This is a genomic window from Rhodococcus sp. 66b (assembly GCF_002076325.1).
Lineage (GTDB): Bacteria > Actinomycetota > Actinomycetes > Mycobacteriales > Mycobacteriaceae > Rhodococcus_F > Rhodococcus_F erythropolis.
Map to the genome: position 1 here is coordinate 88116 of NZ_MUZB01000018.1, position 26240 is coordinate 114355.

27 protein-coding genes are annotated in these 26240 nt (G+C 62.9%); 21 read left to right on the forward strand and 6 right to left on the reverse strand.

The annotated features are described in order from the left end of the window. Positions 1-17: 17 nt before the first annotated feature. The 5 genes from pgsA to pdxS all read left to right on the forward strand — a co-directional run bounded on the left by pgsA (position 18) and on the right by pdxS (position 4834). Positions 18-713 carry a phosphatidylinositol phosphate synthase gene (pgsA, locus tag B0E55_RS27145; RefSeq protein WP_070386653.1) on the forward strand — a complete coding sequence of 232 codons (696 nt, stop codon included), beginning with the start codon at positions 18-20 and terminating at the stop codon, positions 711-713. Beyond that, positions 710-1612, forward strand: coding sequence for a phosphatidylinositol mannoside acyltransferase (locus B0E55_RS27150; RefSeq protein ID WP_070386652.1), 903 nt, complete (start codon positions 710-712; stop codon positions 1610-1612). The genes pgsA and B0E55_RS27150 overlap by 4 nt, the downstream gene beginning before the upstream one ends. Further along, positions 1609-2736, forward strand: a complete 1128-nt coding sequence (locus B0E55_RS27155; RefSeq protein WP_003943332.1) for a glycosyltransferase family 4 protein — start codon at positions 1609-1611, stop codon at positions 2734-2736. The genes B0E55_RS27150 and B0E55_RS27155 overlap by 4 nt, the downstream gene beginning before the upstream one ends. Then, positions 2733-3755, forward strand: coding sequence for an NUDIX hydrolase (locus B0E55_RS27160; RefSeq protein WP_042951805.1), 1023 nt, complete (start codon positions 2733-2735; stop codon positions 3753-3755). The genes B0E55_RS27155 and B0E55_RS27160 overlap by 4 nt, the downstream gene beginning before the upstream one ends. A 170-nt stretch (positions 3756-3925) precedes the next feature. Continuing rightward, positions 3926-4834, forward strand: coding sequence for a pyridoxal 5'-phosphate synthase lyase subunit PdxS (pdxS, locus tag B0E55_RS27165; protein ID WP_003943338.1), 909 nt, complete (start codon positions 3926-3928; stop codon positions 4832-4834). Between the two features lie 100 nt (positions 4835-4934). Here pdxS and B0E55_RS27170 read toward each other — a convergent pair whose 3' ends face one another. Beyond that, positions 4935-5411 (reverse strand): RidA family protein, encoded by a 477-nt coding sequence (locus B0E55_RS27170; RefSeq protein ID WP_046379901.1) that lies wholly within the window; start codon positions 5409-5411, stop codon positions 4935-4937. A gap of 196 nt (positions 5412-5607) precedes the next feature. Between B0E55_RS27170 and B0E55_RS27175 the strand changes: the two genes are divergently transcribed. Continuing rightward, a complete protein-coding gene (locus tag B0E55_RS27175; protein WP_080910852.1) occupies positions 5608-7116 on the forward strand; it encodes an HNH endonuclease signature motif containing protein in 1509 nt (502 codons plus the stop codon). A gap of 114 nt (positions 7117-7230) precedes the next feature. Further along, entirely contained in the window at positions 7231-8052 is an 822-nt protein-coding gene (locus B0E55_RS27180; protein WP_019748291.1) for an acyl-CoA thioesterase, read from the forward strand. 50 nt (positions 8053-8102) lie between these two features. Here the strand turns inward: B0E55_RS27180 and B0E55_RS27185 are convergent, their stop codons facing one another. Next, positions 8103-8768 carry a hypothetical protein gene (locus B0E55_RS27185; RefSeq protein ID WP_020969524.1) on the reverse strand — a complete coding sequence of 222 codons (666 nt, stop codon included), beginning with the start codon at positions 8766-8768 and terminating at the stop codon, positions 8103-8105. 35 nt (positions 8769-8803) lie between these two features. Between B0E55_RS27185 and tesB the strand changes: the two genes are divergently transcribed. After that, the gene (gene tesB, locus B0E55_RS27190) at positions 8804-9655 is read left to right on the forward strand and encodes an acyl-CoA thioesterase II (RefSeq protein ID WP_080910853.1); all 852 of its coding nucleotides are present in this window, start codon (positions 8804-8806) and stop codon (positions 9653-9655) included. Next, complete coding sequence (gene pdxT / locus B0E55_RS27195) at positions 9655-10260, forward strand: pyridoxal 5'-phosphate synthase glutaminase subunit PdxT (RefSeq protein WP_003943308.1); 606 nt, start codon at positions 9655-9657, stop codon at positions 10258-10260. The genes tesB and pdxT overlap by 1 nt, the downstream gene beginning before the upstream one ends. 25 nt (positions 10261-10285) lie before the next feature. Here the strand turns inward: pdxT and B0E55_RS27200 are convergent, their stop codons facing one another. Next, positions 10286-10963, reverse strand: coding sequence for a response regulator (locus B0E55_RS27200; RefSeq protein WP_046378508.1), 678 nt, complete (start codon positions 10961-10963; stop codon positions 10286-10288). Further along, a complete protein-coding gene (locus B0E55_RS27205; RefSeq protein ID WP_225989350.1) occupies positions 10918-12132 on the reverse strand; it encodes a sensor histidine kinase in 1215 nt (404 codons plus the stop codon). Before B0E55_RS27205 ends, B0E55_RS27200 begins: the two co-directional genes overlap by 46 nt. 111 nt (positions 12133-12243) lie before the next feature. Here B0E55_RS27205 and B0E55_RS27210 point away from each other — a divergent pair, with 111 nt between their 5' ends. Further along, positions 12244-12444 (forward strand): hypothetical protein, encoded by a 201-nt coding sequence (locus B0E55_RS27210; RefSeq protein WP_003943331.1) that lies wholly within the window; start codon positions 12244-12246, stop codon positions 12442-12444. A gap of 1 nt (position 12445) precedes the next feature. Beyond that, positions 12446-13147, forward strand: coding sequence for a GAP family protein (locus tag B0E55_RS27215; protein ID WP_019748297.1), 702 nt, complete (start codon positions 12446-12448; stop codon positions 13145-13147). A 30-nt stretch (positions 13148-13177) separates the two neighbouring features. Here the strand turns inward: B0E55_RS27215 and B0E55_RS27220 are convergent, their stop codons facing one another. Beyond that, complete coding sequence (locus tag B0E55_RS27220) at positions 13178-14098, reverse strand: hypothetical protein (protein ID WP_019748298.1); 921 nt, start codon at positions 14096-14098, stop codon at positions 13178-13180. Continuing rightward, positions 14095-14451, reverse strand: coding sequence for a GntR family transcriptional regulator (locus B0E55_RS27225; RefSeq protein WP_003943322.1), 357 nt, complete (start codon positions 14449-14451; stop codon positions 14095-14097). Before B0E55_RS27225 ends, B0E55_RS27220 begins: the two co-directional genes overlap by 4 nt. Positions 14452-14596: 145 nt before the next feature. Here B0E55_RS27225 and B0E55_RS27230 point away from each other — a divergent pair, with 145 nt between their 5' ends. The 10 genes from B0E55_RS27230 to B0E55_RS27275 all read left to right on the forward strand — a co-directional run bounded on the left by B0E55_RS27230 (position 14597) and on the right by B0E55_RS27275 (position 26200). After that, positions 14597-15349 (forward strand): YebC/PmpR family DNA-binding transcriptional regulator, encoded by a 753-nt coding sequence (locus B0E55_RS27230; RefSeq protein WP_007732951.1) that lies wholly within the window; start codon positions 14597-14599, stop codon positions 15347-15349. Positions 15350-15474: 125 nt separating this feature from the next. After that, entirely contained in the window at positions 15475-16044 is a 570-nt protein-coding gene (ruvC, locus tag B0E55_RS27235) for a crossover junction endodeoxyribonuclease RuvC (RefSeq protein ID WP_020907638.1), read from the forward strand. Further along, positions 16041-16640, forward strand: coding sequence for a Holliday junction branch migration protein RuvA (gene ruvA, locus B0E55_RS27240; protein ID WP_007732953.1), 600 nt, complete (start codon positions 16041-16043; stop codon positions 16638-16640). The genes ruvC and ruvA overlap by 4 nt, the downstream gene beginning before the upstream one ends. Then, positions 16637-17734 carry a Holliday junction branch migration DNA helicase RuvB gene (gene ruvB / locus B0E55_RS27245; RefSeq protein ID WP_019748300.1) on the forward strand — a complete coding sequence of 366 codons (1098 nt, stop codon included), beginning with the start codon at positions 16637-16639 and terminating at the stop codon, positions 17732-17734. The genes ruvA and ruvB overlap by 4 nt, the downstream gene beginning before the upstream one ends. A 138-nt stretch (positions 17735-17872) precedes the next feature. Then, positions 17873-18220: a preprotein translocase subunit YajC gene (yajC, locus tag B0E55_RS27250; RefSeq protein ID WP_019748301.1), complete on the forward strand. Its 348-nt coding sequence runs from the start codon at positions 17873-17875 to the stop codon at positions 18218-18220. A gap of 220 nt (positions 18221-18440) precedes the next feature. Further along, a complete protein-coding gene (gene secD / locus B0E55_RS27255; RefSeq protein ID WP_019748302.1) occupies positions 18441-20162 on the forward strand; it encodes a protein translocase subunit SecD in 1722 nt (573 codons plus the stop codon). Next, entirely contained in the window at positions 20159-21382 is a 1224-nt protein-coding gene (gene secF, locus B0E55_RS27260; RefSeq protein ID WP_020907642.1) for a protein translocase subunit SecF, read from the forward strand. Before secD ends, secF begins: the two co-directional genes overlap by 4 nt. Before the next feature lie 2 nt (positions 21383-21384). Then, on the forward strand, positions 21385-23115 hold the full coding sequence (locus B0E55_RS27265) for an ABC transporter substrate-binding protein (RefSeq protein ID WP_080910854.1): 1731 nt from the start codon (positions 21385-21387) through the stop codon (positions 23113-23115). Then, complete coding sequence (locus B0E55_RS27270) at positions 23112-23690, forward strand: adenine phosphoribosyltransferase (RefSeq protein ID WP_019748305.1); 579 nt, start codon at positions 23112-23114, stop codon at positions 23688-23690. The genes B0E55_RS27265 and B0E55_RS27270 overlap by 4 nt, the downstream gene beginning before the upstream one ends. Positions 23691-23788: 98 nt before the next feature. After that, entirely contained in the window at positions 23789-26200 is a 2412-nt protein-coding gene (locus tag B0E55_RS27275; RefSeq protein ID WP_080910855.1) for a RelA/SpoT family protein, read from the forward strand. Positions 26201-26240: the final 40 nt, after the last annotated feature.

A 26240-nucleotide genomic window follows, 5' to 3' on the forward strand; every position in this document is an offset into this window, starting at 1 on the left:
CGGGGAGGGTTCCTGCGGTGTTGAGCTTCTTCGGGCGCGCATCGGTGTCCAAGGTGACGGCACCTATGGGGAAGGCGCTGGTCAAGACCGGTCTGACGCCGGACTCGGTGACGGTGATCGGCACGGTGGCAAGCGTCGCCGGTGCGGTGACGCTGTTTCCGTCCGGACATCTGTTCTGGGGAACCTTGTTCATCTGGTTCTTCGTCATGTTCGACATGCTCGACGGCGCAATGGCTCGTGCTCGCGGCGGCGGAACGCGGTACGGGGCGGTACTGGACGCGACCTGCGACCGCGTGGCCGACGGCGCGATTTTTGCCGGCCTGGCCTGGTGGGCGGTCTACCACGAGAACAGCAAGTGGCTGCTCGTCGCGACTCTCATCTGCCTCGTCACCTCGCAGGTCATCTCGTACGCGAAGGCGCGCGCGGAGGCGAGCGGGCTGACTGCGGACGGCGGGTGGATCGAGCGCCCGGACCGACTGATCATCGTGTTGGTCGGATCTGGCCTGACAGGTATGGGTCTACCGTGGGCGATTCACATCGCGATGTGGGTACTTGCCGCCGGAAGTGTCGTGACGGTCTTCCAACGAGTGCTCGCGGTGCGCAATTCGCCTGGCGCCCGGGAACTTCTGCCGATCGCCCCGGCGGCATCGACGGTCGAAGGCGCGGCGGGCACCGAGGGCGATCCCAAGCCTGAAGGTGAGGCAGAGCAGTGAGTTTTTCCGAGCGCGCAACCGATCTGGGATATGCCGCGGGTTGGCGGTTGGTGAGAAGCCTGCCGGAATCGGTGGCGGTCAAGCTGTTCGACGCCGGAGCGGATTTCGCGGTACGCAAGGGCGGACCCGAACAACTCAGGAAGAACCTCGCGAGAGTTCTGGGCACGACGCCGGCGGAAGTTCCGGATCAGTTGATCAAGGATTCGATGCGCTCGTACGCCCGGTATTGGCGTGAGGCGTTCCGTCTTCCGTCGATGGATCTGGTCGCGACCGGTAAAGCGCTGCATGCGCTGGTCGAGGGCCAGGAACATCTGGAAAAAGCAATGGCAGCAGGTCATGGCGCGGTATTGGCGCTGCCCCACAGCGGTAATTGGGACATGGCCGGCGTGTGGTGTGTTCAGCAATGGGGTGGGTTGACCTCCGTTGCCGAGCGGCTCAAGCCCGAATCCCTGTACGAACGGTTCGTCGAATACCGCGAGAGTCTCGGTTTCGAGATCTTTCCGCTCAGCGGCGGGGAGCATCCACCGTTCGTCGAACTCTCCAAGCATCTGCGCGAGAACAAGATCGTGTGCCTGCTGGGGGAGCGCGATCTGGCGAAGAAGGGTGTGCCCGTCACATTCTTCGGAGAACCCACTCGCATGCCCGCCGGCCCGGCGAAGCTCGCGATCGATACCGGCGCGCCGCTACTTCCGGTCCACTGCTGGTTCACCTCCGATGGTTGGGGCTTCAAGATCGACCCGCCGATCGACGTATCCGGCGGAGTCGGCCCGGCCACGCAGGCGCTTGCCGACCGTTTCGCGGTCAACATCGCAGCGCACCCCGCTGACTGGCACATGCTTCAGCCGCTGTGGCGCTCCGACCTCTCCGAATCGCGGCTCGCCCGCATGGAGGGTGAATGAAAATCGGCATGATCTGCCCGTACTCCTTCGACGTCCCCGGCGGCGTGCAGGCGCACGTGGTGGATCTGGCCGAGGTGCTGATCGAACGTGGTCACAAAGTGAGTGTGCTTGCGCCGTCGTCCGACGACGACGAGTTGCCGGATTTTGTGGTTTCCGCAGGTAAAGCCGTCGCGATTCCCTACAACGGTTCTGTTGCGCGGTTGTCTTTCGGCCCGACGGCGAACAACCGCCTCCGCAAGTTCATCGCGGAAGGTGACTTCGACGTTCTACATATCCACGAACCCAATGCGCCGAGTCTGTCCATGCTCGCGTTGCGTATCGCGGAAGGCCCGATCGTCGCCACCTTCCACACGTCGACCACGAAGTCGTTGGTGCTGAGCACTTTTCAGGGTGTCTTGGCTCCGTATCTCGAGAAGATCAGTGGCCGGATCGCAGTCTCGGAGTTGGCGCGTCGTTGGCAGGTCGAGTCCCTCGGATCCGACGCGGTCGAAATTCCCAACGGCGTCGATGTCGCAGCGTTTGCCGAGGCCGATCTGTTGCCCGGCTACCCGCGCGAAGGTGGAACCATTCTGTTCCTCGGTCGCTACGACGAACCGCGCAAGGGGATGGCCGTCCTCCTCGGCGCACTGCCGGAGTTGGTCGAGCGTCACCCGGATCTCGAAGTGATCGTGGTCGGACGCGGCGACGAGGAGAAACTCCGCAAAGAGGCGGGCAAGTACTTCAAGCATCTCCGCCTGCTCGGGCAGGTCAGCGATGAGGAGAAAGCGTCGGCGCTTCGCAGTGCGGACGTCTACTGTGCGCCCAATCTCGGCGGTGAGAGCTTCGGGATCGTGCTGGTCGAGGCCATGGCGGCTGGCACTGCCGTCGTGGCCAGTGAGTTGGACGCTTTCCGCCGTGTTCTTCGCGACGGTCAGGCCGGCTTGCTGGTCCCCATCGGGAACTCCGATGCCTTGGCCGAGGCAATCGATTCCGTTCTCGGTGACCCGGATCGACGACGCGCGCTGGTCAACACCGCGACAAGTGTTGTTGCCGAATACGACTGGCCGGTGGTGGCCGAACAGATCCTGCGTGTCTACGAGACCGTCACGGTTGGCGGCACCGGCGTACGCGTGGTGGGTTCATGACCTTCTCCGCTCTGACGATCTTCATTCTCGGGCTCGTCGCTGCCGTCGTCCTGGTCGTCGGACTGTGGGCGTACGGGACGGCGAACCGACTCGATCGACTGCATGTGCGTTCGGATCAGTCGTGGTTGGCGCTCGATGCGGCTCTGTCCCGTCGTGCCGCGGTTGTCCGCGCGGCGGCTGTGGACATGAGCGCCGACGACGCCCGCAGATTCGTCACCTTGGCGGACGCCGCCGAACGGGCGGATCGTCAGGATCGCGAGCTTGCCGAGAACCGGCTGTCCAATGCTCTCGCTGCCTACGGCACGACGTCGCTGCGACCTCAACTGGTGGCCGAGTTGGCCGATGCCGAGGCGCGCGTGCTGATCGCCCGGCGGTTCCACAACGACGCGGTGCGAGACACTCTCGCGTTGCGTACCCGACGACTTGTTCGATGGCTACATCTCGGCGGAACGGCGCCACTGCCTCAATACTTCGAGATCTCTGAGCGCACGACCGCGGCGGCGGTGCCCGAGGGAATCACCGTGGATACGTCACGGACCTCTGCCCGCGTGGTGATGCTGGACGAGGAAGATCGGGTGCTGCTGTTGCGCGGGCACGATCCCAAGATCCCGAACACTTACTTCTGGTTCACCGTCGGCGGCGGGCTCGAACGCGGCGAACATCTGCGAGCGGCCGCGGTTCGTGAGATCGAGGAGGAAACGGGGTTCAAGGTAGCGCCGGAGAATCTGCGAGGTCCGCTTTGGCGTCGGGTGGCGATCTTCCCGTTCGACGGTGAGCTGATCCGTTCGGAAGAGCTGTTCTTCGCTACGCGCACTCACGGCTTCGAGCCGGTCTTCCAAGGCCACACGGAATTGGAACAGCGTGCCATCACCGGCCATCGCTGGTGCAGCGCCGACGAGATCCGCCGACTGGCCAAGTCCGGTGAGCCCGTCTACCCGTTGGATCTGGCAAACCTCCTGGTGGAGGCCGCGACGATTGCGGACGGTTCCGAGGATCCGGAAGTGCGTTCCATCCGCTGATCGTTCGGTCGTTCAGTGCTCGCGGCCGTTTAAGGCCAGCAATGGCAAATTGGATACGGAATCGAAGGCCGGTTCGTCCTAGAGTTCTGGCCAGAGGCCTCCGAGCGTATGAACTCGTGTGTTCGCCGTGCCTTGTTTCTTTCGTCACGCCACTACTGCAGGAGTTTGCTGTGAGCACCCCCGACTCTGCCCCCACCACCGCCATCGGCACCGCCCGCGTCAAGCGCGGCATGGCTGAAATGCTCAAGGGCGGTGTGATCATGGACGTGGTCACCGCTGAGCAGGCCAAGATCGCCGAAGACGCCGGCGCCGTCGCCGTCATGGCACTCGAGCGGGTCCCCGCAGACATTCGCGCACAGGGCGGCGTCTCGCGCATGAGTGACCCGGACATGATCGACAGCATCATCTCCACCGTCAGCATCCCCGTCATGGCGAAGGCACGCATCGGTCACTTCGTCGAAGCTCAGATCCTGCAGAGCCTCGGCGTCGACTACATCGACGAGTCCGAGGTCCTGACCCCGGCCGACTACGCCAACCACATCGACAAGTGGAAGTTCACCGCTCCCTTCGTCTGTGGCGCCACCAACCTCGGTGAAGCGCTCCGTCGCATCAACGAAGGCGCGGCCATGATCCGCTCGAAGGGTGAAGCCGGCACCGGAGACGTCTCCAACGCCACCACTCACATGCGCACCATCCGCGGCGAGATCCGCCGGTTGACCTCGCTGAGCGAGGACGAACTGTACGTAGCCGCCAAGGAACTGCAGGCCCCCTACGAACTGGTCGTCGAGGTCGCCAAGGCCGGCAAGCTGCCTGTCACCATGTTCACCGCCGGCGGCATCGCCACCCCGGCAGACGCTGCGATGATGATGCAGCTCGGCGCCGAGGGCGTGTTCGTCGGATCGGGCATCTTCAAGTCCGGCAACCCGAAGCAGCGCGCCGAGGCAATCGTCAAGGCCACCACGTTCTACGACGACCCGGACGTGCTCGCCAAGGTCTCGCGCGGACTCGGCGAGGCAATGGTCGGCATCAACGTCGACGACCTGCCCGTCGGACACCGCCTCGCAGAGCGCGGTTGGTGACAGCAGGTTCGACGACCGGGCTCAGTGCCTGAAAGTCTTTACACAAGAAGGGGCGGCGGTTGCATTGGCAACCGCCGCCCCTTCGGGGTGTGGCGGACCGTCAGATGCTGTCCGATACCTCGAACACGAACTCGACCTCGACGGCACTGTTTCGGGGGAGTTCGGCCACGCCGATCGCAGAGCGGGCGTGCTGTCCAGCGGTACCGAAGATCTCGGCCAGCAGGTCGGACGCACCGTTGATCACCTGGGGTTGCTGCGAGAATCCGGATCCCGAAGCAACAAATCCAACGACCTTGACGACCCGAACGATGCGGTCGAGACCGACCAAGGCATCAACGGCCGCGAGTCCGTTGAGAGTGCACAACCGCGCCGCCTGGGCGGCGTCTTCGACGGAGACGCCCTCGCCCAACTTGCCGATGCACGTCGTAGTGCCCTCGACGAGCGGCAATTGCCCCGACGTGTAGACGTATGACCCCGTCTGAACGGCGGGAAGGTATGAGCCTGCGGGGGTGGCAACAGGCGGGAGGGTCAGGTCGAGTGCGGCGAGTCGTGCGGTCCAGGTACTTGCGTCGTTCATCGGTTCCTCAATGGGTTCTTTTGTCCGGGAATGGTGTTCGAGTCTGTCATCGTCGGTGTCTGCACGTCCAAGTCGTATTTGCGCCCACCCCATCACTTTTGGTGATACTCGCCGTGGATTTTCGGTCGTTCGGGATTGTTCGGACTGATTCCTGGAAATCATGGATATCGAACGTATATTCGAATAGTGTTGAGGAATGTTCGATGACGGAGCAGGAAGTTCGGGTACCGCAGCGCTGCTGTCCGGTGCTGAATCCGACTGCGCCCTCATCGATCTCATCGCCGATCTGCATGCGCGCGAATCGATGCTCGCGGAACGGAAACTGGCTGCCATTGCCGAGTTTTTCGAGCGTCGCAGCGCTGACCACACCGATAATGGTGCTTGGTCGTCTACCGCTCACGAACTGGCTGAGGCCGAGCTCGGCGCGGCATTGACCATGGGCCGTGCCGCAGCGGGAAAGTTGATCGGTCTCGGCTTTTCTCTCAAGTCTCGGCTCCATCGCACGCGTGCCGCCATGGCGCGCGGAGAACTGGATCTGTATCGAGTCGGATTGATCGACTCCGCTACGGCCAACGTCGCTGACGATTTGATCGACGAGGTGGAACGGCAACTCCTCGAAAAGATCTCGGCGTCACCGATGCCTGGCGGTACTGGCTTGACCGGTCGCCGATTGACAGCGGCTATCGACCGGATCGTCGCCGTGGTGGATCCCGAGGGGATACGCGAACGTCGACGCCGCGCCCTGGCTGATCGGTTCGTGGGTGTGAGCGCTGCCGAGGACGGAATGGCGCGGATATTGGGGAGTATTCCGGCGGAGGAAGCACGGGCTTTCGACCGTCGGTTGCGGGAGTTGGCAATGTCGGTGTGTCGACACGATTCCCGTAAGTACGAGCAACGACGAGCTGACGCATTGGGAGCGTTGGTATCCGGGTCGACGATTCTGCCGTGCGATTGCGGCCTGGACGAGTGCCCACAAGATCGAAGCGGGATTGTGGTGGTGCGTCGGCCGTTGGTTCACGTGGTCATGCTGGAATCAACGCTTCAGGGCGGTGACGGACCAGGTGCAGACGAACCCGCTCACCTTGACGGTTATGGAGTGATCAGTGCAGAGCATGCGCGTGACATCGCCGCGGGTGCGCTGATTCGGAAGGTGAAGGTACCAGCCGATGCCGCGCGCGAGTCTTCCGGTGAGGGCGAGCCAGTACCTCCGCCCGTTGTTCCTTCGGCGTCGGTCTACCGCCCCGGCGCTGTCCTCGACACCTGGGTGCGGGTGATCGCAGGAAGCTGCCAGTGGTTGCACTGCGATGTCGCTGCATGGAATTCAGATCTTGATCACACTGAGCCCTTTGATCATCGCGATCCCACTCGTGGTGGAAAGACCGTGGCGTCGAATCTGAGTGCGTATTGTCGAAACCATCACCGCCTCAAGCATTCCGGTCAGTGGTTGCACATCTCGAACCCGGACCGGAGTGTCATGCTGACCTCGCCGACCGGACATTGCTACCGAACCAGGCCGTCAGGTCTGCTGGCGGGAATGCTCGAGCCTGTACTGCCCGAGGGTGGTCGGCGTCGGCGCACACGTCTGGAGAACAAGGCCTCTCGTGTGCGGGGTGAGCGCCGGCGTCAGCGGATACGGATGCACCGGCGGATGAAGAAGGCACAGAGGAGGACCTTCGACGGCGGAGACGATCCACCGCCATTCTGAGTCGATGCGCCCCGTCGCTCAGTGTTTTCGGATGCCCACTTTGGTGGCCGGGGGTGCGTCAGGCATTGTGTGAAGGTCGGTAGACGTCGGTACACGGGAAGATGTGGAGCATCGATGGCGAGGATCGAAGAAATTCTGGAGTTGGAACGCCTCGAGCGTGACATCTTTCGAGGAATCATCGCGGAGACCACCCTGACCCGCACTTTCGGCGGCCAGGTCGCCGGTCAGGCATTGGTGTCGGCGGTACGCACGGTCGATCCGGCCTATTCAGTTCATTCGTTGCACGGATACTTCCTGCGTCCGGGCAATCCGATGGAGCCGACGGTCTTTCTGGTCGATCGTGTTCGGGACGGTCGATCGTTCGCGACCCGCTTGGTCACCGGAATTCAAGACGGGCAAGCCATTTTCACGATGTCGGCATCCTTCCACGTCCAAGACGAAGGCATCGAGCACCAGGACGAGATGCCACCGGTCCCTGACCCCGAGACCTTGGCCATCGCCCAGGATTCGGAAGATCCAGAGACTGCGTGGTTGGCTCGCGAGTGGTCCGATTGGGACCTCCGGATGGTGCCGAAGGCCGACATCAACAAACGTCCAGGCGCTGCCGCACAGCAGCAAGTATGGTTCCGTTCCCGCGAGGCTCTCCCGGACGACCCGGTATTTCACGTGTGCACGCTTGCGTACATGAGCGACATGACGCTGCTCGGATCTTCCCGAGGCCCTCACATGGACGTCGCCATGCAAAGCGCCTCGCTCGATCACGCCATGTGGTTCCTGCGGCCGTTCCGGGCCGACGAGTGGCTGTTGTACGACCAGACGTCGCCGTCAGCGGGCTTCGGTCGCGCATTGACGCAGGGACGGATCTTCGACAGCCGAGGAAACATGGTTGCTGCAGTCGTCCAGGAAGGCCTGACCAGGCTGTATCGCCCGAAGTGAGGTCGGCCGAATTGAGGTCGCCTGAAGTGAGATCAATCGCAGTGAGACCTTCAGGGGCGAGACCGCACCGCAGGCCGGGCCGGATGGTCGTACCTGACCTCGAAATCGACCTCCTCGGACACCTCTGATCGGTGTTCGAGGAGTGCGTCGACGGTCCACAGATCCGCCTCCGGTGTGTGCCGCCGCATGGCAGGTTCGCTCATGTCCAGGCGGACGCTGACGTCGAACTCCAGCCCACGCCCGAGCAACATCGGACCGGCGATCACGATGACCGCGCGCTCATGGACGGGGACGCGGGTCGAGCGAGCCGATCGATCGGTGGGTTCGTCCCAGAGTTTCGGCAAGAACGCTCGTTTGGTGCGGGCGGCGGTGATCACTTCACGATCGAGTGCCGGATAGTCGAACCAGATGGTGCGGTAACTCAGCGCATCCTCGTGACCGAACTCGTATCGCAGCGAAGCCGGCCGCACGTAGTCGTGCAGTGACACAACAGCACTCGGCCTGCTGTGCGACTCGACGGCGGCCCGGACCAGTTCCGCGAGCCGAGACGGCTGCGCACAATCAGGTCCGTCGATCGCTACTACCGCCACCGACGGAAATGATCCGGTCAGCGTTGCGATCTGCTCGGCCAGGGCGAGGGGAGTGGACGGGATGAATGTGCTCACGCCCACCATGGTGCCGTGCCCGCTCGCCGAGGCGATATTGTGAACCGTCATCGCGCCCACTGCGGCGGTCTATTTCCGGAGGACTCATGGTTGGTATCGAGGAGATCCTCGCGCTCGAACACCTGGAGAAGGACATCTTCCGTGGTGCGGTCCATCCCACCGCACTTCAACGGACGTTCGGCGGGCAGGTTGCCGGGCAGTCTCTGGTTTCCGCCGTGAGCACCGTCGAAGAGAGCTACCACGTGCACTCGTTGCACGGATACTTCCTGCGCCCGGGCAACCCGAAGATTCCGACGGTCTACCTGGTGGACCGCATCCGCGACGGGCGCTCGTTCTGCACCCGCCGGGTGAACGCAGTCCAGGACGGCAAGACGATCTTCACGATGTCGGCCTCGTTCCACGTCGAGGACGAAGGTATCGAGCATCAGGATCGGATGCCTTACGTTCCGGCGCCGGAGGACTTGCAGGACGCGCAGACCGTTCCCAAGTTGGCGGAATCGCAGTTCTACCAAGAGTGGAAGAACTGGGACATCAGAATTGTGCCGGCCGAGCAGAGTGCGTCAGCGCCGGATCTCGCCGCACAACAGCGCGTGTGGATGCGCTACCGCGAGGCTCTGCCGGATCGTCCGCTGTTGCACATCTGCACGCTTGCGTACCTCAGTGACATGACCCTGCTCGGAACTTCGAAAGTCCCGCACCGGGGCGTGAAGACGCAGACTGCTTCGCTCGATCACGCGATGTGGTTCCTGCGTCCGTTCCGGGCCGACGAGTGGTTGCTCTACGACCAGACATCGCCGTCGGCAGGTTTCGGTCGCGCGCTCACTCAAGGGCGTATCTACGATCGCGATGGCAACATGGTGGCAGCGGTGGTTCAGGAGGGTTTGACGCGTCTGGAACGCGAACCCGACAGCCGTGAGAACAAGACAGGAACTGTGTGATGACGCGTCCGTTGATCGGTGTACTCGCCCTCCAGGGTGATGTTCGCGAGCACCTTGCTGCACTTGATGATTCGGGTGCGGATGCCGTGGGTGTCCGACGGCCGGAGGAGCTGGACAAGGTAGACGGAATCGTGATTCCGGGTGGCGAATCCACCACCATGAGCCGGCTTCTGCAGGTGTTCGAACTGTTGGATCCGCTTCGTGAGCGTCTTCGCGGCGGGCTGCCGGCCTACGGTTCGTGTGCCGGCATGATTCTGCTGGCGAGCGAGGTACTCGACACCCGGCCGGACGCCGAACATCTCGGCGCCATCGACATGACGGTGCGCCGCAACGCTTTCGGCAGACAGGTCGATTCTTTCGAGTCCGACCTGGAGTTCGAGGGCATCATCGGAGATCCCATCCGCGCCGTCTTCATCCGCGCGCCGTGGGTGGAGCGAGTTGGACCGGGCGTGGAGGTCCTTGCACAGGTTCCCGCCGCCGCGGGGGAGGCCGCGGGCCGGATCGTCGCGGTTCGGCAGGGCTCGGTGATCGCCACTTCTTTCCATCCCGAGGTCACCGGGGACCGTCGAGTGCACGAGATGTTCGTCGATCTGGTTCGCGGATAACTCGAGTAGTCAGCCTCGGCCGAACCTACAGCTCCAGTTCGCGGGCAAGGATCGCCGCCTGGACGCGTGAGGTGAGGTGCAACTTCGACAGAACTCGTGACACATGAGACTTCACCGTCGGAGCACCGACACCGAGTTCACGCGACAGTTCGGCATTGGACATACCCGTCCCAAGCAGCGCGAGCACCTCGCGTTCACGATCGGTGAGCTCGCTCAATCCCAGCGGTTCGGTGGGTTTGGGTGCACGCTGAACGAACTCGCCGATCAGTGCACGCGCCGCGCGAGGAGCGAGCACTGCATCTCCAGCCGCGACGTTGCGGATAGCGCTGGTCAGCTCGTCCGCGGTCGCAGTCTTGAGCAGAAATCCCGACGCGCCGGCGCGCAAGGCCGCGAAGACGTATTCGTCGAGGTCGAAGGTGGTCAACACCAGAACCCGGCTGCGGGTCGTCCCGATGATCTGACGCGTCGCCTCGATGCCGTCGGTGCCTGGCATCCGGACGTCCATGAGTACGACGTCGGGTTGATGCGTGCGGGTGACGGTGATCGCCGACGCTCCGTCACCGGCTTCTGCAACGACATCGATGTCGTCGTGCTGCCGCAGGATCATCGCCAGGCCGGAGCGGATCGCGGCGTGGTCGTCGACCAGGGCGACGGTGATCACCGATCCGTTCCGTTCGGTGCGGGGACCGGTAGCTGTGCGCATACCGTCCATTCTCCGTCGACCGGAAGTGCGTCGAGTGAACCGCCCAGCAGCTCGGCGCGGTGACGCATGTTTGCAAGTCCGCGCGTTCCTGCTCGCGGATGGGATGTGTCGGGACCGACGGGGTTTCGGATCTCGATCTGTAATGCATTGTGCTGGAGAGAGATCGACATCGAGATCGGCGCACCGGGCGCATGTTTGAGTGCGTTGGTCAAGGCTTCCTGGGTGATCCGATACGCCGTGTGATCGACCACGCTCGGCAAGGCGGCAGCATCGACGTCGATCGCAACGTGCACAGTGCCGCCGGCTGCCCGAACTGCGTCCAGGACGACGGGCAACTCGGTCAGCCGCGGGGGAGAGGAACGCGGGTCCGGGGTCTCGTCGTCCCCGGCGTGGAGCAGTTCGATCATCGACCGCATCTCGGAAAGGCCCGCGAGACTGCTCGATCTGATCGCCCCGATCATCTCCCGCAAGCCGTCGTCTGGTTCGCCCCGTTCACCGGAGAGAGCTGTGGTGGACAGTGCCGCCTCCGAATGGATTGCGATGGCGGAGAGGTGGCTTGCGATGACGTCGTGCAGATCGCGCGCCATGGTTGCTCGTTCGTGAGCGACTGCGGCCTCGCGGTCTAGAGCGGCGAGTGCTTCGTGGACTCTGGAACGCTCGCGTTCGGCCTCGGTCAGTTCGACTTGTCGACGGATGACCAGTGCCCACCACACCGGCGTACCGAAGAACAGTGCCGTCACCACGCCTGCCCCAGCCGCAGCGCGGACGTCCTGGGTGGACAGGTAGACGAGTGCGGTGAGCGCGGCAACCGTCACCGCGGTCAGAGAACACACCACTCGGCCCAGCCGCGCCGTCCCGTACAGAACTGCGGCGTAGGTGAGATCCGAGAGGACCAGCCACATCGGCAGAGTGGGTCCCAGGGCAGCGTCGACCGCGACGATGACGGCCCCCGCCGCCAAAGCTGTTGCCGGACGCACCCGTCGGAACGAGTCGATCGCACACAGCAGAGCCAGCATCCCGATCCGAACCCCGGCGGGAACGTCGGCGACACCTCCGACATCGGTCCACATTTGGTACAGGCCGACCAGGTAGAGGAGTACCCCGATCGCGAACAGGCCGAAGGCGATGAGCGGATCGTTCCACTTGCCGACACTCCGACTTCTGGTCACCACAGACTTATCAGAGCACATCGGGGCGCCTGACTTGTCATACCAAATGATGAGGTCGGCGTTGTTCCGATGGCTGATGTGCGGATTCGATAGAGAAGACAGGCTCGACGTATGAAAATTCGCTTCGAGTTGATGATCGGCATTCTCTTGGTCGTCGGTGGCGGCTGTCTGTGGCTGTTCGCGCGTGACGCCGAGTTCTTCTGGTTTCGCGGCGGACCACTCGGCGTGATCCTCGCGATCATCGGTGCCTTCGACATCGTGAATGCAGTCCGAACGAGGGAGACAGCGATACCCGAGCGCCGAAACGACTGACGTGGAACTCGTCCTGCTCACCACGCTGGGCGGGCTCGCCCTGCTGGACAGTACGAGCATCGGAACTTTGGTCGTCCCGGTCTGGATGTTGTTGATGCCGGGACGACCGCAGGTTCGCAGGCTGCTGACGTATCTGGTGGTCATCACGACGTTCTATTTTGTTGTCGGGGTGGCAGTCTGGACGACGGCACGGGCAGGTATGCCTGTCGTCGCCCCGCTGCTCGAAACCCCCGCCGCCCGCGGTGCGCAGTTGATACTCGGTATCGCGTTGTTCGCGTGGAGCTTTCGATTCGATTCCGAGAAGAGGCGCACATCCGGTCAAGCCGATCGAACCCATGTTTGGCGAGAGCGGGTGCTCGGCTCGGCCAGTTCCGCGAGAAGTGTTGTACTTCTGGCAATTGCTGCCGGGACCGCCGAATTGGTGACGATGCTGCCCTACTTGGCGGCGATCGCGATGATCACCGCTGCTGGGCTGTCCGCAGTCACGTCTGCGTCGATACTTGCCGGATACTGCCTGATCATGGCCACTCCGGCAGTGCTTCTGTTGTGCGGGCGGATCGTGGCCGGCGACCGACTGGACAAGCCGCTGAGCGGGGTGGACTCGTTCATCTCACGCCACGGCGACAGCGCGATGGGTTGGGTGTTCGGCATTGCCGGCTTCTACCTCGCCGGCAATGCCGCTGCCGTGTTGTTCGTGAATTGACGTTGTTCGTAAATTGACGTTGTTCGTGAATCAACCAGCCTGAACCAACGAATTGATCAGCTTCACACCGTCTTCCGGGTGATCGACGGTTACGGCGAACAGTCGTCCGTTCTCGAGAGTGACCACGATGGCCTCACCCGAGCGGAGCGTGACGGCTGTTCCGCGCGGTGTCATTCGGTAACCCCATCCACCCCATTCGGCCGGACGTATCGCGTCGACTGATGCGGACTTCACCTTCGAGATGGGGATCTTCTTCCATCGAACGCCCCAGGAACTGATGCCGACACCATGACGGTCGACGCGAACGGTGACCGACGCGAATGCTGTGACGGCGAGGGTGGACACACCCAGGATCACGGCAACCCACCAATCCGAGTACGCGGCAGTCGCGATCACGAGAACTACGAGGCCGGCGGTAACGATCCACGGCCAGACGCTGCGGACCTGCCCGACCCACACTGCACGTTCGGAGGCCGTCAGCGGAGTGTCGAGCGTCGGGGTTGGCAGTGGCGACTCCGGGCCGCTTCGTTGCTGGTCAGGCAGCGCGTATGCCAGAACTCCTACGAGTACCGCCGCGATCGGCGCAAGAATCCACCAGCCGATACGCGCGTCTTCCGGCGACCCGGCGTCGATCGTCAAGGCGACGCTCAGAATCCAGATCGTCGCCAGTGTCGCACTCGAGATCGAGGTTACGGCGAGAAACAAGGGCGCGTTGTCGCTCGAACGGGCCGCGACGACACAGGCGCAAACGACAGCCACCAGTGAAATCACCAGTGCGATGGCGAAAAACGTCGTCGTGGTGCTGAACCCGTCCGGGGTCGATCCGGACCAATGGCTCGCGACGGTCTCGGGTAGGCGGTCACCCCACGCGAAGCGTGCGAGAACCAGAATCAGGGTCGGGATCAGAGTCAGCGAAGCTGCTGTCCAGAGTCGGATCTTGCTGGTCGTCATTGTGTGCTGGTCTCCTTGATGAGGTCGAGCATGTGCGCAGTGTCGAGTCCGAGATTTCGGGCCTGCCGTACGAACTCGCGCGCAGATTCGTTGAGAGCTGTTCTTCCCGAGTCGAATTCGGCGCGAATGACGGCGCCACGTCCGCGTCGGAGGTCGATCAGGCCTTCGTCGCGGAGTGTTGCGTACGCACGAAGAACCGTATGGAGATTGACGTCGATCGACTCGGCGAGAGCGCGAGCGGACGGCAGGCGGTCACCTGGACCGATCTCACCGCGGATGACCGAGCCACGAACCCCGGCTGCGATCTGCTCCGCGAGTGGAGTTGTGGAGGCGTGATCTATTCGGACCAACATGTTTGCATTCTATGCAAACAATGCGCGGTTTGACTAATTCGTGTCGGGGGATGCAGCGAGTTGTGACGTGGGACGGGTAACATCGGCAGAGCTGAAAGACGCGCATTCGGCGTGCGCAACGCAGCAGGAAAGGGGCTTGAATCGCATGAGCGGCCACTCAAAATGGGCCACCACCAAGCACAAGAAGGCTGTGATCGACGCACGTCGTGGCAAATCCTTCGCGAAGCTGATCAAGAACATCGAGGTGGCGGCACGAACCGGCGGTGGCGATCCCACGGGCAACCCCACCTTGTACGACGCCATCCAGAAGGCGAAGAAGACGTCTGTTCCCAATGACAACATCGAGCGTGCGCGCAAGCGCGGCGCCGGTGAAGAAGCGGGCGGCGCAGACTGGCAGACCATCATGTACGAGGGCTACGGACCCAACGGCGTCGCCGTTCTGATCGAGTGCCTCACCGACAACCGCAACCGCGCAGCCGGTGAAGTTCGCACCGCGATGACCCGTAACGGTGGCAACCTCGCTGACCCGGGTTCCGTCTCCTACCTGTTTGCTCGCAAGGGCGTCGTCACGCTCGAGAAGAACGGCCAGTCGGAGGACGACGTCCTGATGGCTGTGCTCGACGCCGGTGCCGAGGAAGTCACCGATCTCGGTGAAACCTTCGAAATCGTCAGTGAGCCACAGGATCTGGTTGCCGTCCGTTCGGCACTTCAGGAAGCCGGCATCGACTACGACTCCGCTGAAGCCGATTTCCGCGCTTCCGTCGAGGTTCCCTTGGATGTCGACGGCGCACGCAAGATCTTCAAGCTCGTCGACGCGCTCGAAGACTCTGACGACGTGCAGAACGTCTACACCAACATCGATCTGTCCGACGAAGTTCTCGCGGCTCTCGAAGACTGATTGCTTTTCAACTCAACCCGGCCCTGACGTCCGCGTCTCGGCCGGGTTGCGTGTTGATGCGGGGCAGTACGCCCGCGCACCGCTAAGCTATCGAACAGCTGTTCGGTATGGAGAGGTGTGACAAAGTGCGCGTGCTCGGAGTGGACCCAGGCTTGACTCGCTGCGGGTTGGGTGTGGTCGACGGGAGCAACGGCAGGAAAGTGCGCCCCATTGCCGTCGACGTGGTGCGGACCCCGCCCGAGATGGACCTCGGGTCTCGGCTACTGCGGATCTCCGATGCGGCGGAACTGTGGATCGAGCAGTACAAGCCGGAGGTCGTCGCGATCGAGCGTGTATTCGCGCAGCACAACGTCAGTACCGCGATGGGCACGGCGCAAGCAGGCGGAGTTGTCGCGCTCGCTGCCGCCAGACGCGGCATCCCGGTGTGTTTCCACACGCCCAGCGAGGTGAAGGCCGCCGTTACCGGCAGCGGTAACGCCGACAAGGCGCAGGTCACCGCGATGGTGACGCGAATCCTGAACTTGAAGACGGCGCCGAAACCGGCTGACGCCGCTGACGCTCTGGCGCTCGCGATCTGTCACTGCTGGCGAGCACCGATGATCGAGCGAATGGCCCGCGCCGAGGCGATGGCCGCTGAACAAATGCGTAAGTATCAGGCAAAATTGGCCGAGATGAAGAAGGCAGGTTCACGATGATCGCGTCGGTACGCGGCGAGGTACTCGATATTGCACTCGACCATGCGGTCATCGAAGCGTCAGGTGTCGGCTATCGGGTCAATGCCACCCCGGTGACTCTCGGTGCACTGCATCGGGGAAGCGAAGCGCGACTGTTCACGACGATGATCGTTCGCGAAGACTCGATGACGCTCTACGGTTTTTCCGATACCGAGTCGAAGGACCTGTTCAGCCTCTTGCAGACGGTTTCCGGAGTCGGACCGCGCCTGGCGATGGCAACTCTTGCAGTGCTCGAACCGGACGCATTGCGGCGGGCACTCTCGGAAGGCAACCTGACGGCGTTGACGAGGGTCCCCGGTATCGGGAAACGCGGCGCCGAGCGCATGGTCGTCGAACTGCGCGACAAGGTCGACGCCGTCGCGACGACGGCCGGCGCGGCGTCCGGTGTCGTCGTCGGCAGTTCGATCCGTGATCAGATCGTCGAGGCTCTCGAAGGTCTGGGCTTCCCGATCAAGCAGGCCGAGCAGGCCACGGATTCGGTCCTGGCGGAATCGCCCGAGGCCACTACGTCGGTAGCACTGCGTTCTGCTCTGTCGCTGCTCGGTAAGACTCGATGAACTTCGACCCGATCGACGATTTCGACGACGAGTCGCAGGTCTCTGCCGAATTGGTGGCGGGAGACGGCGATGTCGAAGCGAGTTTGCGTCCCAAGAGTCTCGACGACTTCATCGGGCAACCCCGTGTTCGCGAACAACTGCAGCTCGTGCTCACCGGAGCAAAACTTCGCGGCAGCACACCTGATCACATCCTGATGTCCGGTCCCCCCGGGCTCGGCAAGACGTCGATGGCGATGATCATCGCGGGGGAGTTGGGCTCTTCTCTACGGTTGACGTCCGGACCGGCGCTCGAACGCGCCGGAGACCTGGCCGCGATGCTGAGCAATCTCGTAGAGGGTGACGTGCTGTTCATCGACGAGATTCACCGAATCGCTCGTCCGGCCGAGGAGATGTTGTACCTGGCGATGGAAGACTTCCGTGTCGACGTCGTCGTCGGTAAGGGGCCGGGTGCCACGTCGATTCCTCTGGAGGTTGCACCGTTCACGCTGGTCGGTGCGACTACGCGGTCAGGTGCGTTGACCGGTCCGTTGCGCGACCGCTTCGGGTTCACCGCTCACATGGATTTCTACGAACCCGAAGAGCTGCAACAGATTCTGATGCGTTCGGCCGGAATTCTGGGTGTCAATCTCGAAGTTGACGCCGGCGCCGAAATCGCACGACGCTCGCGAGGGACGCCGCGTATCGCGAACCGATTGCTGCGCCGGGTTCGTGACTTCGCCGAGGTTCGCGCCGACGGAATCGTCACGATGGACGTCGCTCAGGCGGCCTTGGCTGTTTACGACGTGGACCAGTTGGGCTTGGACCGTCTCGACCGATCCGTACTGAGTGCGTTGGTGCGGTCGTTCGGCGGCGGGCCAGTCGGCGTGTCGACGCTTGCGGTGGCCGTCGGCGAGGAACCGTCGACGGTGGAAGAAGTGTGCGAGCCGTTCCTGGTTCGGGCCGGGATGATCGCCCGGACGCCGCGAGGACGCGTGGCTACCGCCGCTGCCTGGACTCAACTCGGAATGACACCGCCGCCGGATGCCGCAGCGGGCGGTATCGAGGTTCGTGTCAACGAACCGCAGGCCACGTTGTTCGATCCGAACGGAGAGTGAATTTCGACTGGAAAGGCCTACTTGAACGGCCGATCTGTCAGGAATCCTCAGCAACTAATGGCACACTGGTGTATTGCGTAGGTCCATCCGGGACCATCGCGGCGTAAAACGTGCAACACAACCGAGGTTGATCAACACATGTCGAGTTTGCTTTTCCCACTCTTGATCCTCGCACTGCTGGTGCCCATGTTCCTGGGCATGCGCAAGCAGAAGAAGGCTTTGGCTGCCACTTCCGAGATGCAGGACTCGCTGCAGGTCGGCGATCGAGTGCAGACCACGGCCGGGCTCTATGCCACGATTGCTTCTCTGGACGACGACACCGTGGACCTCGAGATCGCCGACGGTGTCATCACCACCTGGTCGCGTCTGGTCATCCGTGAGCGCGTTGTCGAGACGACCGAAACCGACGAGTACGACGACGACTCGGTTTCCGAGATCGAAGAATCAGCTGCTGACACCGAAATCCGGCTCACCAAGGAGTCCTGACTTCGTCGACCTGGCACGTGTTCTAGAGTTGTGAACTCGGACACACGTCCAGATCGGTTGGTCTGTAGTAGTTCTTTCATCGGAGTAGTTCTTTCACCAGCAGCTCAGTTCATCCCGTTGATCAATCGTTGCAGTTCGAACGCCGCAGCTCGGGTGGTCGTCGACCGCCCGAGCCCTGCATTTACTGAAGCTCTGCACCTACTGAGGAGACTTAAAGATCGTGGCACCTTCCACCGGAACGGTGCATCCGGTCCGCTACCTGGCCCTTTTCGGGGTCCTGGTGGTGGCACTGTATGCCCTGGTGTTCTTCACTGGAGACAAGTCGGCCACGCCGAAACTCGGCATCGACCTGCAGGGTGGAACGCGCGTCACGTTGACCGCTCGTACCCCGGACGGCAGCGCTCCCAGTCAGGACAGTCTCAAGCAGGCTCAGGAAATCATCGAGACCCGCGTCAACGGTCTCGGCGTTTCCGGCTCCGAGGTCGTCGTCGACGGTGACAATCTCGTCATCACCGTTCCCGGCGACGACAGTGCGCAGGCTCGCTCGCTCGGCCAGACCGCCCGTCTGTACATCCGCCCGGTGACGGGTTCGATCGATGTCGCCACCCGTGACGCGAACCGGACAGCTACCCCTGAGGCGCCGGCGGCCGAAACTCCGGCCACTGATGCCCCGGCTCCCGAGGCGCCGGCCGACGGGACCCAGACGCCGCAGAACCGCCCGTTCCTGGCTCAGGACCCGACCACTCCGGAGGCAACCCCGGCGCCGGAGACGACAACACCGGCTCCCCCCGCGGACGCATCGAGTGACGGCACCGACGAAGGCGACGCAGCAGCAGCGGAAATCGCCGCAGCGCGCGCCCTCCGACAGAGCAGCGATCCGACGGTGCAGCAGCAAGCAGTGGCGAACCTCGACTGCTCCGTCGCGGATCCGCTCCGTGGAAACGACGACCCGACTCTTCCGCTGGTCGCGTGCTCGCAAGACGGACTGAACATCTATCTTCTCGGTCCTTCGATCATCGACGGCCAGGAGATTGCCGACGCGTCTTCGGTCTTCAACTCGCAGCAGTCGCGCCACGAGATCAGCCTCTCGTTCAAGACGACCGGCAGCAACACCTGGGCCGAGTTCACCTCAGCCAACATCGGCAAGCAGGCAGCGTTCACGCTCGACTCGAAGGTCGTCAGCGCCCCCACGATTCAAGGTGCAACGCCTGCGGGTAGCGCGACCTCGATCACGGGCAGTTTCACTGCGGAGAGCGCCAAAGAACTTGCCAACACTCTGAAGTACGGTTCGCTTCCGCTCTCGTTCGCAGCCTCCGAGGCCGAGACGGTCTCGGCAACGCTCGGCCTGGCCTCACTTCAGGCGGCATTGATTGCCGGCGCGGTCGGTCTCGTTCTCGTTCTGCTGTACTGCCTCGTCTACTACCGGATGCTCGGCGTCCTGACGGCGTTGTCGCTGATCCTCTCCGGAGTCATGGTCTACGCGATCATGGTTCTGCTCGGCAGATACATCGGCTTCACACTCGACTTGGCCGGCATGGCTGGTCTGATCATCGGTATCGGTATGACCGCCGACTCGTTCGTCGTGTTCTTCGAACGCATCAAGGACGAAATGCGTGAGGGCCGTAGCTTCCGCTCCGCGGTGCCACGCGGTTGGGCGCGAGCGCGCCGAACAATTCTGTCCGGCAACGCGGTGAGCTTCATCGCCGCTGCAGTTCTGTACGTGCTGGCGGTCGGACAGGTGCGAGGCTTCGCCTTCACCTTGGGTCTGACCACCATCCTCGACGTGATTGTCGTGTTCCTCGTGACGTGGCCACTGGTCAGCATGGCGTCCCGTTCGGCGTTCTGGTCCAAGCCCAGCGTCAACGGTCTCGGCGCAGTGCAAGAGGTTGCCCGCGAACGTAAGGTTGCCGCCGCTGCGTCGGCTAAGGAGACACGAGCATGAGCGAGTCCAACAACTCCCCGGTGGGGTCCAACAACAGTTCCTCGGCCGAGTCCGCCGATGCCGCAGCCCGGTCGGAGATCACCGACTCCGGCGTCGATCAGGGCGCGATGCCCAAGCACAGTTGGCTCTCGCGGCTGTACACGGGAACGGGTGCGTTCGAGGTCGTCGGCAGGCGTCGTTTTTACTACGGACTGACCGGCGCTCTGGTCGCCATTGCGCTGCTCAGCATCATCCTGCGCGGCTTCACCTTCGGTATCGATTTCGAGGGCGGATCGCGCATTCAGTTCCCGGCCGAGGGTGGAGTCGAGACGTCGGAGGTGGAAACCGTCTACTCCGACACACTCGGGTTCGAGCCGGTCAGCGTGCAGACGGTCGGCTCGGGTGCCAGCGCCACCGTACAGATTCGGTCGGAGACGTTGAACGCGACGCAGATCAACGATCTGCAGTCGGCGCTCTTCGACGAGTTCCAGCCCAAGGACAAGAACGGGAACCCGTCGGCGCAGGCCATCAGTTTTGCGGACGTGAGTGAAACCTGGGGCGGCCAGATCACCAAGAAGGCGCTGATCGCGCTGATTGTGTTCCTGGTGATCGTGAGTATCTACATCGCCATCCGCTTCGAGCGGGACATGGCGGTAGCCGCGATTGTCGCGTTGTTCTTCGACATCATCGTCACTGCCGGCGTCTACTCGCTCGTCGGTTTCGAGGTGACGCCCGCGACGGTGATCGGTTTGCTCACCATTCTCGGTTTCTCGCTGTACGACACAGTGGTGGTGTTCGACAAGGTCGAAGAGAACACACGCGGTGTTCTGCATCTGACGCGCCGGACGTACGGCGAGCAGGCCAACCTCGCGGTGAATCAGACCTTGATGCGATCGATCAACACGACCGTCATCAGTGTGCTCCCGGTGATCGCTCTGATGGTTGTCGCGGTCTGGATGCTCGGCGTCGGCACGCTCAAGGACCTTGCGCTGGTTCAGCTCGTCGGCATCATCGTGGGTGCGTACTCCTCGATCTTCTTCGCGACGCCACTCCTGGTGTCGATGAAGGAACGCTGGGGACCCGTTGCCGCGCACACTCGTAAGGTGCTCTCGCGCCGGGCTACGCTGGCCGAGAAGGGTACGCAGACGGTTGCCGTCGGCGCACCAGTTGCACGCCGTGCGCCGGTTGCTCCGCAGCCGGGTGTGCGGCCGACCGGAAAGCGAAACAAGAAGGGGCACTGAACATGCTCCCAAGAACACGCACACTGGTTCGATCGATGACGTTCGTTGCGGCCACCGCTGTGGCTGCCGGTTCGTTGGCGGCCTGCTCGGAAAGCGCCGAGCAGGTTCCGTCCATCGGATATGCCATCGACAACTCCATCTCCACGTACAACGCCAACACGACAGCTGGATCGGTGTCCGGGGCGATGGCCGCGTTCGGCCGGGTGCTTCCCGGCTTCACGTTCACCGGTCCGGCCGGTGCTCCTGTGTCGGACACCGACATCGGCACGGCGTCGGAGTTGCCCGGTGACGTGCTCACGGTCTCGTACAAGCTCAATCCGGCGTCGGTGTACTCCGACGGGATTCCGATGTCCTGTGACGATCTGGTCCTCACCTGGGCGGCGTCGAGTGGCAAGTACACCAAAGACGTCGATGGTGCGGTGAAGCCCATGTTCGACACGGCGAACAATCTCGGTTACGCGGACATCGACCGGATCGACTGCCAGAGCGGGTCGAAGGACGCGACTGTCTTCTTCAAGCCCGGGCGATCGTTCACCGATTGGCGGTCGTTGTTCGGTGCGACTGCATTGATGCCTTCACACATCGTGACGCAGCGCGCCGGAGTCGGCGACGTGGTGAGCGCGGTGAATGCCGGTGACACCGAAGCGTTGTCGAAGATCGCCGACTTCTGGAACACCGGGTGGAACCTGACTCCAGGTCAGGTGGACACCTCCGTACTGCCTTCCGCTGGTCCGTATCGAATCGACTCGTACAGCGCCGACGACGGCCTGGTGCTGGTCGCGAACGAGCGGTGGTGGGGCAACAAGCCCGCGACCGATCGCATCGTCGTCTGGCCACGTGGTGTGAATCTGACCGAGGATCTCGACAAGAACTCGATCGAGGTCGTCGACGTCGCTTCCGGGTCGGCCGGCGAGCTCGGTACTCCGTCCGGGTTCGACGTCCAACAGATTCCGTCGCGGTCGATCGAGCAGTTCGTTCTCGCGACGTCTGGTTCGCTGGGCGACGAAGCCGCCCGTCGAGCGTTCGCGCATTGTGTTCCGCGGACAACTCTGTTCGAGAAGTTCGGGCAGACGGAGAATGCGCCGCAGGCTGGTCTGGGTTCCGGCGTGGTCGATTCGCGACTGATGGCGCCGGATTCACTCGTGTACAGCGACGCCGCTGCGGTCGACGGTGACCGGTACGCCAATGCCGACGTCGATGCCGCGAAGACGTCGTTGTCGGAAGCCGATCTCGACCAGTTGACCGTCCGGGTCGGGTACCTCGCACCGGACCCGGTGCGGGCGCAGATCGTCTCTGAAGCCAAAGCCGCGTGTGCTCCAGCGGGAATTACGATCGAGGACGCGAGTACCGACAGCTTCGATCCTGCGAGTCTGCAGTCCGGGGGAGTCGACGCTGTGCTTTCCGGCATGGCAGGCAAAGTCGGGGCAGGCGGAACAGCGAGCATGATCGACGCGCGCGGAGCGTTGCGATCGGGCAACGGCGCAAACCTCGGTACGTACGGAAATGCACGGATCGATCAGATCATCGATCAGTTGAACGTGGATGCGAGCACCAGTGCGCAATTGGGACTCTCGGTGGAGGCGGAGAACATCCTGTGGACCCAGGTGCCTACGATTCCACTGTTCAATCAACTACGAACTGTCGCTGTAGCTCCAGGCATGTCGGCAGTGTTGGTCAATCCGACTCGGGCCGCTACCGGCTGGAACATGGACAGATGGGTATTACGCAGATGAGCGTCTCGAATGGTGTTGCCTTGCACACGCCTGAAGAATTGATCGCAATCCACCGGGCTGCCGGAGACGCCGTTGTTCGGCTGACCCGCTGGGCGGACAACTTTCCCGGGCCCGGGGTTCGGTTCGCCGATCTGACTCCGGTGTTCGCCGACGCCGAGGGGTTCGGGGCCGTGCTCGACGCCCTTGTCGCCTGTGCTCCGGACGCCGACACGATTGCGGCCGTCGATGCTCGCGGTTTCCTGCTCGGTGCCGGCGCGGCTGCGAAGATGGGTGCAGGGGTGGTGGCCGTGCGGAAGGTCGGCAAACTGCCGCCGCCGGTACTCTCTCGTTCGTACAGCCTCGAGTACGGATCCTCGACTCTCGAGATCCCCGCAAACGGCTTCGATCTCACCGGGCGGAATGTTCTGGTGATCGACGACGTTCTGGCTACCGGAGGGACACTCGAGGCGGCTGTACAGTTGGTTGAGTTGGGTGGAGCGAACGTCGTCGGCGTCGCAGTGGTGCTCGAGATCGAGGAACTGCGCGGTCGAGATCGCTTCTTGAAGTACCCACTGACATCCCTGGTGAAGGTCTGAGTATTAAAGTTGTCTCCTGGGGGTCGAGTTAGACCTCCAGGGCAATTACCCGATGCAGGGCGGTTGCCTCAACCAACTCGGTGGTAGGAGGTGGCGACATGACGTCGAATCTTGATCGATCACAGAACTCGGGTGCAGTGTCGCAGGAGACGGGTGCAGATCCGGCTCCGGAGACGACACCATCGAAGTCCGCGGTGCCCGACGATTCGGGATCTGCGCAAACTGCCGGCAATCGGGGTGGGCAGAACCCGGCCGTGCCCGCTTCCGCCTCCCGTAGGGTGCGCGCTCGGCTTGCTCGGCGCATCACCGGTCAGCGCAACGCCACCATCCGCCCGGTGCTCGAGCCGTTGGTCAGCCTCCACCGTGAGCTGTATCCGAAGGCCGACCTCGCGCTGCTCCAGCGTGCGTACGACGTCGCCGAGGACAGACATTCGAGCCAGCGTCGCAAGTCCGGCGATCCGTACATCACGCATCCGTTGGCCGTCGCAAGCATTCTGGCCGAGTTGGGTATGGACACCACCACCCTCGTCGCAGCCCTGCTGCACGACACCGTCGAGGACACCGGGTACTCACTCGAAGAGTTGACCAAGGACTTCGGTGACGAGGTCGCTCACCTCGTCGACGGCGTCACCAAACTCGACAAGGTCGTTCTGGGCACCGCCGCCGAGGGCGAAACCATCCGCAAGATGATCATCGCGATGGCGCGGGACCCGCGCGTGCTCGTGATCAAGGTCGCGGATCGTCTGCACAACATGCGCACGATGCGATTCCTGCCGCCAGAAAAGCAGGCACGTAAGGCGCGAGAGACTCTCGAAGTCATTGCGCCACTTGCACATCGACTTGGAATGGCGACCGTCAAGTGGGAACTCGAGGACCTCTCGTTCGCCATCTTGCACCCGAAGAAGTATGACGAGATCGTTCGACTGGTCGCCGATCGCGCGCCTTCTCGTGACACCTATCTGGCCAAGGTTCGCGCCGAGATCAACTCGACCCTGTCCGCCTCGCGGATCAACGCCATCGTCGAAGGCAGGCCCAAGCATTACTGGTCGATCTATCAGAAGATGATCGTCAAGGGCCGCGATTTCGACGACATCCACGATCTGGTCGGCGTCCGCATCCTGTGTGAAGAAGTGCGTGACTGTTACGCCGCGGTCGGCGTTGTCCACTCACTGTGGCAGCCGATGGCCGGACGCTTCAAGGACTACATCGCACAGCCGCGCTACGGCGTCTACCAGTCGCTGCACACCACCGTCGTGGGACCGGAAGGCAAGCCCCTGGAGGTCCAGATCCGGACCCAGGACATGCACCGGACCGCGGAGTTCGGTATCGCCGCGCACTGGCGGTACAAGGAGACCAAGGGTAAGCACGCGGGCGACATCGCCGAGGTCGACGACATGGCGTGGATGCGTCAGCTACTCGACTGGCAACGTGAAGCGGCCGATCCGGGGGAGTTCCTCGAATCGTTGCGTTACGACCTCGCGGTCAAGGAGATCTTCGTCTTCACGCCAAAGGGTGACGTGATCACGTTGCCTGCCGGATCGACTCCCGTCGATTTCGCGTATGCGGTGCACACCGAGGTCGGGCACCGATGCATCGGTGCCAGGGTCAACGGCCGGTTGGTCGCGCTGGAACGAACTCTCGAAAACGGCGAAGTGGTGGAGGTCTTCACGTCGAAGGCTGCCACCGCCGGACCGAGCCGAGATTGGCAGACGTTTGTCGTCTCGCCGCGTGCCAAGGCGAAGATCCGTCAGTGGTTCGCGAAGGAACGCCGCGAAGAGGCGCTCGAGTCCGGCAAGGATCAGATCGCGAAGGAAGTCCGCCGTGTGGGACTTCCGTTGCAGCGGTTGATGAATGCCGAATCGATGAGCACGATCGCGCATGAACTTCGCTATCCCGACGTCTCGGCGTTGTACACGGCGGTAGGCGAGAGCCAGGTGTCGGCGCACCACGTCGTGCAGCGACTGGTTGCTCATCTGGGCGGCGTCGGCGCCGTCGAGGAGGAACTGGCCGAGCGTTCGACGCCGTCGACCATGCCGGTGCGCACCCGCAGTACGGGTGACTCCGGAATTCTGGTTCCCGGAGCACCCGGCACGGTGGCAAAACTCGCAAAGTGTTGCACGCCGGTTCCGGGCGATTCGATTCTGGGCTTCGTCACGCGCGGTGGGGCGGTGAGCGTGCACCGTACCGACTGCACCAACGCCAACTCGCTCCACGATCAGTCCGAGCGAATCATCGACGTCGAATGGGCGCCCTCAGCGACGTCGGTGTTCCTGGTCGCGATCCAGATCGAGGCGCTCGATCGTCATCGGTTGCTTTCCGACGTCACCAAGGCGTTGGCCGACGAGAAAGTGAACATCCTGTCGGCCTCGGTCACCACCTCAGGTGACCGAGTGGCGATCAGCAAGTTCACCTTCGAGATGGGCGACCCGAAGCACTTGGGTCATGTGCTCAACGTGGTTCGCAATGTGGAAGGCGTCTACGACGTCTACCGCGTGACCTCTGCTTCGTAAACTGCTGTGCGCCTTTATTAACCGTGGGCGGTTAATAAAG

Coding starts and splice junctions, on each gene's coding strand:
- B0E55_RS27155 (WP_003943332.1), top strand. CDS start 1,609: ATGAAAATCGGCATGATCTGCCCGTACTCCTTCGACGTCCCCGGCGGC.
- B0E55_RS27160 (WP_042951805.1), top strand. CDS start 2,733: ATGACCTTCTCCGCTCTGACGATCTTCATTCTCGGGCTCGTCGCTGCC.
- B0E55_RS27170 (WP_046379901.1), bottom strand. CDS start 5,411: ATGAACGACGCAAGTACCTGGACCGCACGACTCGCCGCACTCGACCTG.
- B0E55_RS27175 (WP_080910852.1), top strand. CDS start 5,608: ATGTTCGATGACGGAGCAGGAAGTTCGGGTACCGCAGCGCTGCTGTCC.
- B0E55_RS27180 (WP_019748291.1), top strand. CDS start 7,231: ATGGCGAGGATCGAAGAAATTCTGGAGTTGGAACGCCTCGAGCGTGAC.
- B0E55_RS27185 (WP_020969524.1), bottom strand. CDS start 8,768: ATGACGGTTCACAATATCGCCTCGGCGAGCGGGCACGGCACCATGGTG.
- tesB (WP_080910853.1), top strand. CDS start 8,804: ATGGTTGGTATCGAGGAGATCCTCGCGCTCGAACACCTGGAGAAGGAC.
- pdxT (WP_003943308.1), top strand. CDS start 9,655: ATGACGCGTCCGTTGATCGGTGTACTCGCCCTCCAGGGTGATGTTCGC.
- B0E55_RS27200 (WP_046378508.1), bottom strand. CDS start 10,963: ATGCGCACAGCTACCGGTCCCCGCACCGAACGGAACGGATCGGTGATC.
- B0E55_RS27210 (WP_003943331.1), top strand. CDS start 12,244: ATGAAAATTCGCTTCGAGTTGATGATCGGCATTCTCTTGGTCGTCGGT.
- B0E55_RS27220 (WP_019748298.1), bottom strand. CDS start 14,098: ATGACGACCAGCAAGATCCGACTCTGGACAGCAGCTTCGCTGACTCTG.
- B0E55_RS27225 (WP_003943322.1), bottom strand. CDS start 14,451: ATGTTGGTCCGAATAGATCACGCCTCCACAACTCCACTCGCGGAGCAG.
- B0E55_RS27230 (WP_007732951.1), top strand. CDS start 14,597: ATGAGCGGCCACTCAAAATGGGCCACCACCAAGCACAAGAAGGCTGTG.
- ruvA (WP_007732953.1), top strand. CDS start 16,041: ATGATCGCGTCGGTACGCGGCGAGGTACTCGATATTGCACTCGACCAT.
- ruvB (WP_019748300.1), top strand. CDS start 16,637: ATGAACTTCGACCCGATCGACGATTTCGACGACGAGTCGCAGGTCTCT.
- yajC (WP_019748301.1), top strand. CDS start 17,873: ATGTCGAGTTTGCTTTTCCCACTCTTGATCCTCGCACTGCTGGTGCCC.
- secF (WP_020907642.1), top strand. CDS start 20,159: ATGAGCGAGTCCAACAACTCCCCGGTGGGGTCCAACAACAGTTCCTCG.
- B0E55_RS27265 (WP_080910854.1), top strand. CDS start 21,385: ATGCTCCCAAGAACACGCACACTGGTTCGATCGATGACGTTCGTTGCG.
- B0E55_RS27270 (WP_019748305.1), top strand. CDS start 23,112: ATGAGCGTCTCGAATGGTGTTGCCTTGCACACGCCTGAAGAATTGATC.
- B0E55_RS27275 (WP_080910855.1), top strand. CDS start 23,789: ATGACGTCGAATCTTGATCGATCACAGAACTCGGGTGCAGTGTCGCAG.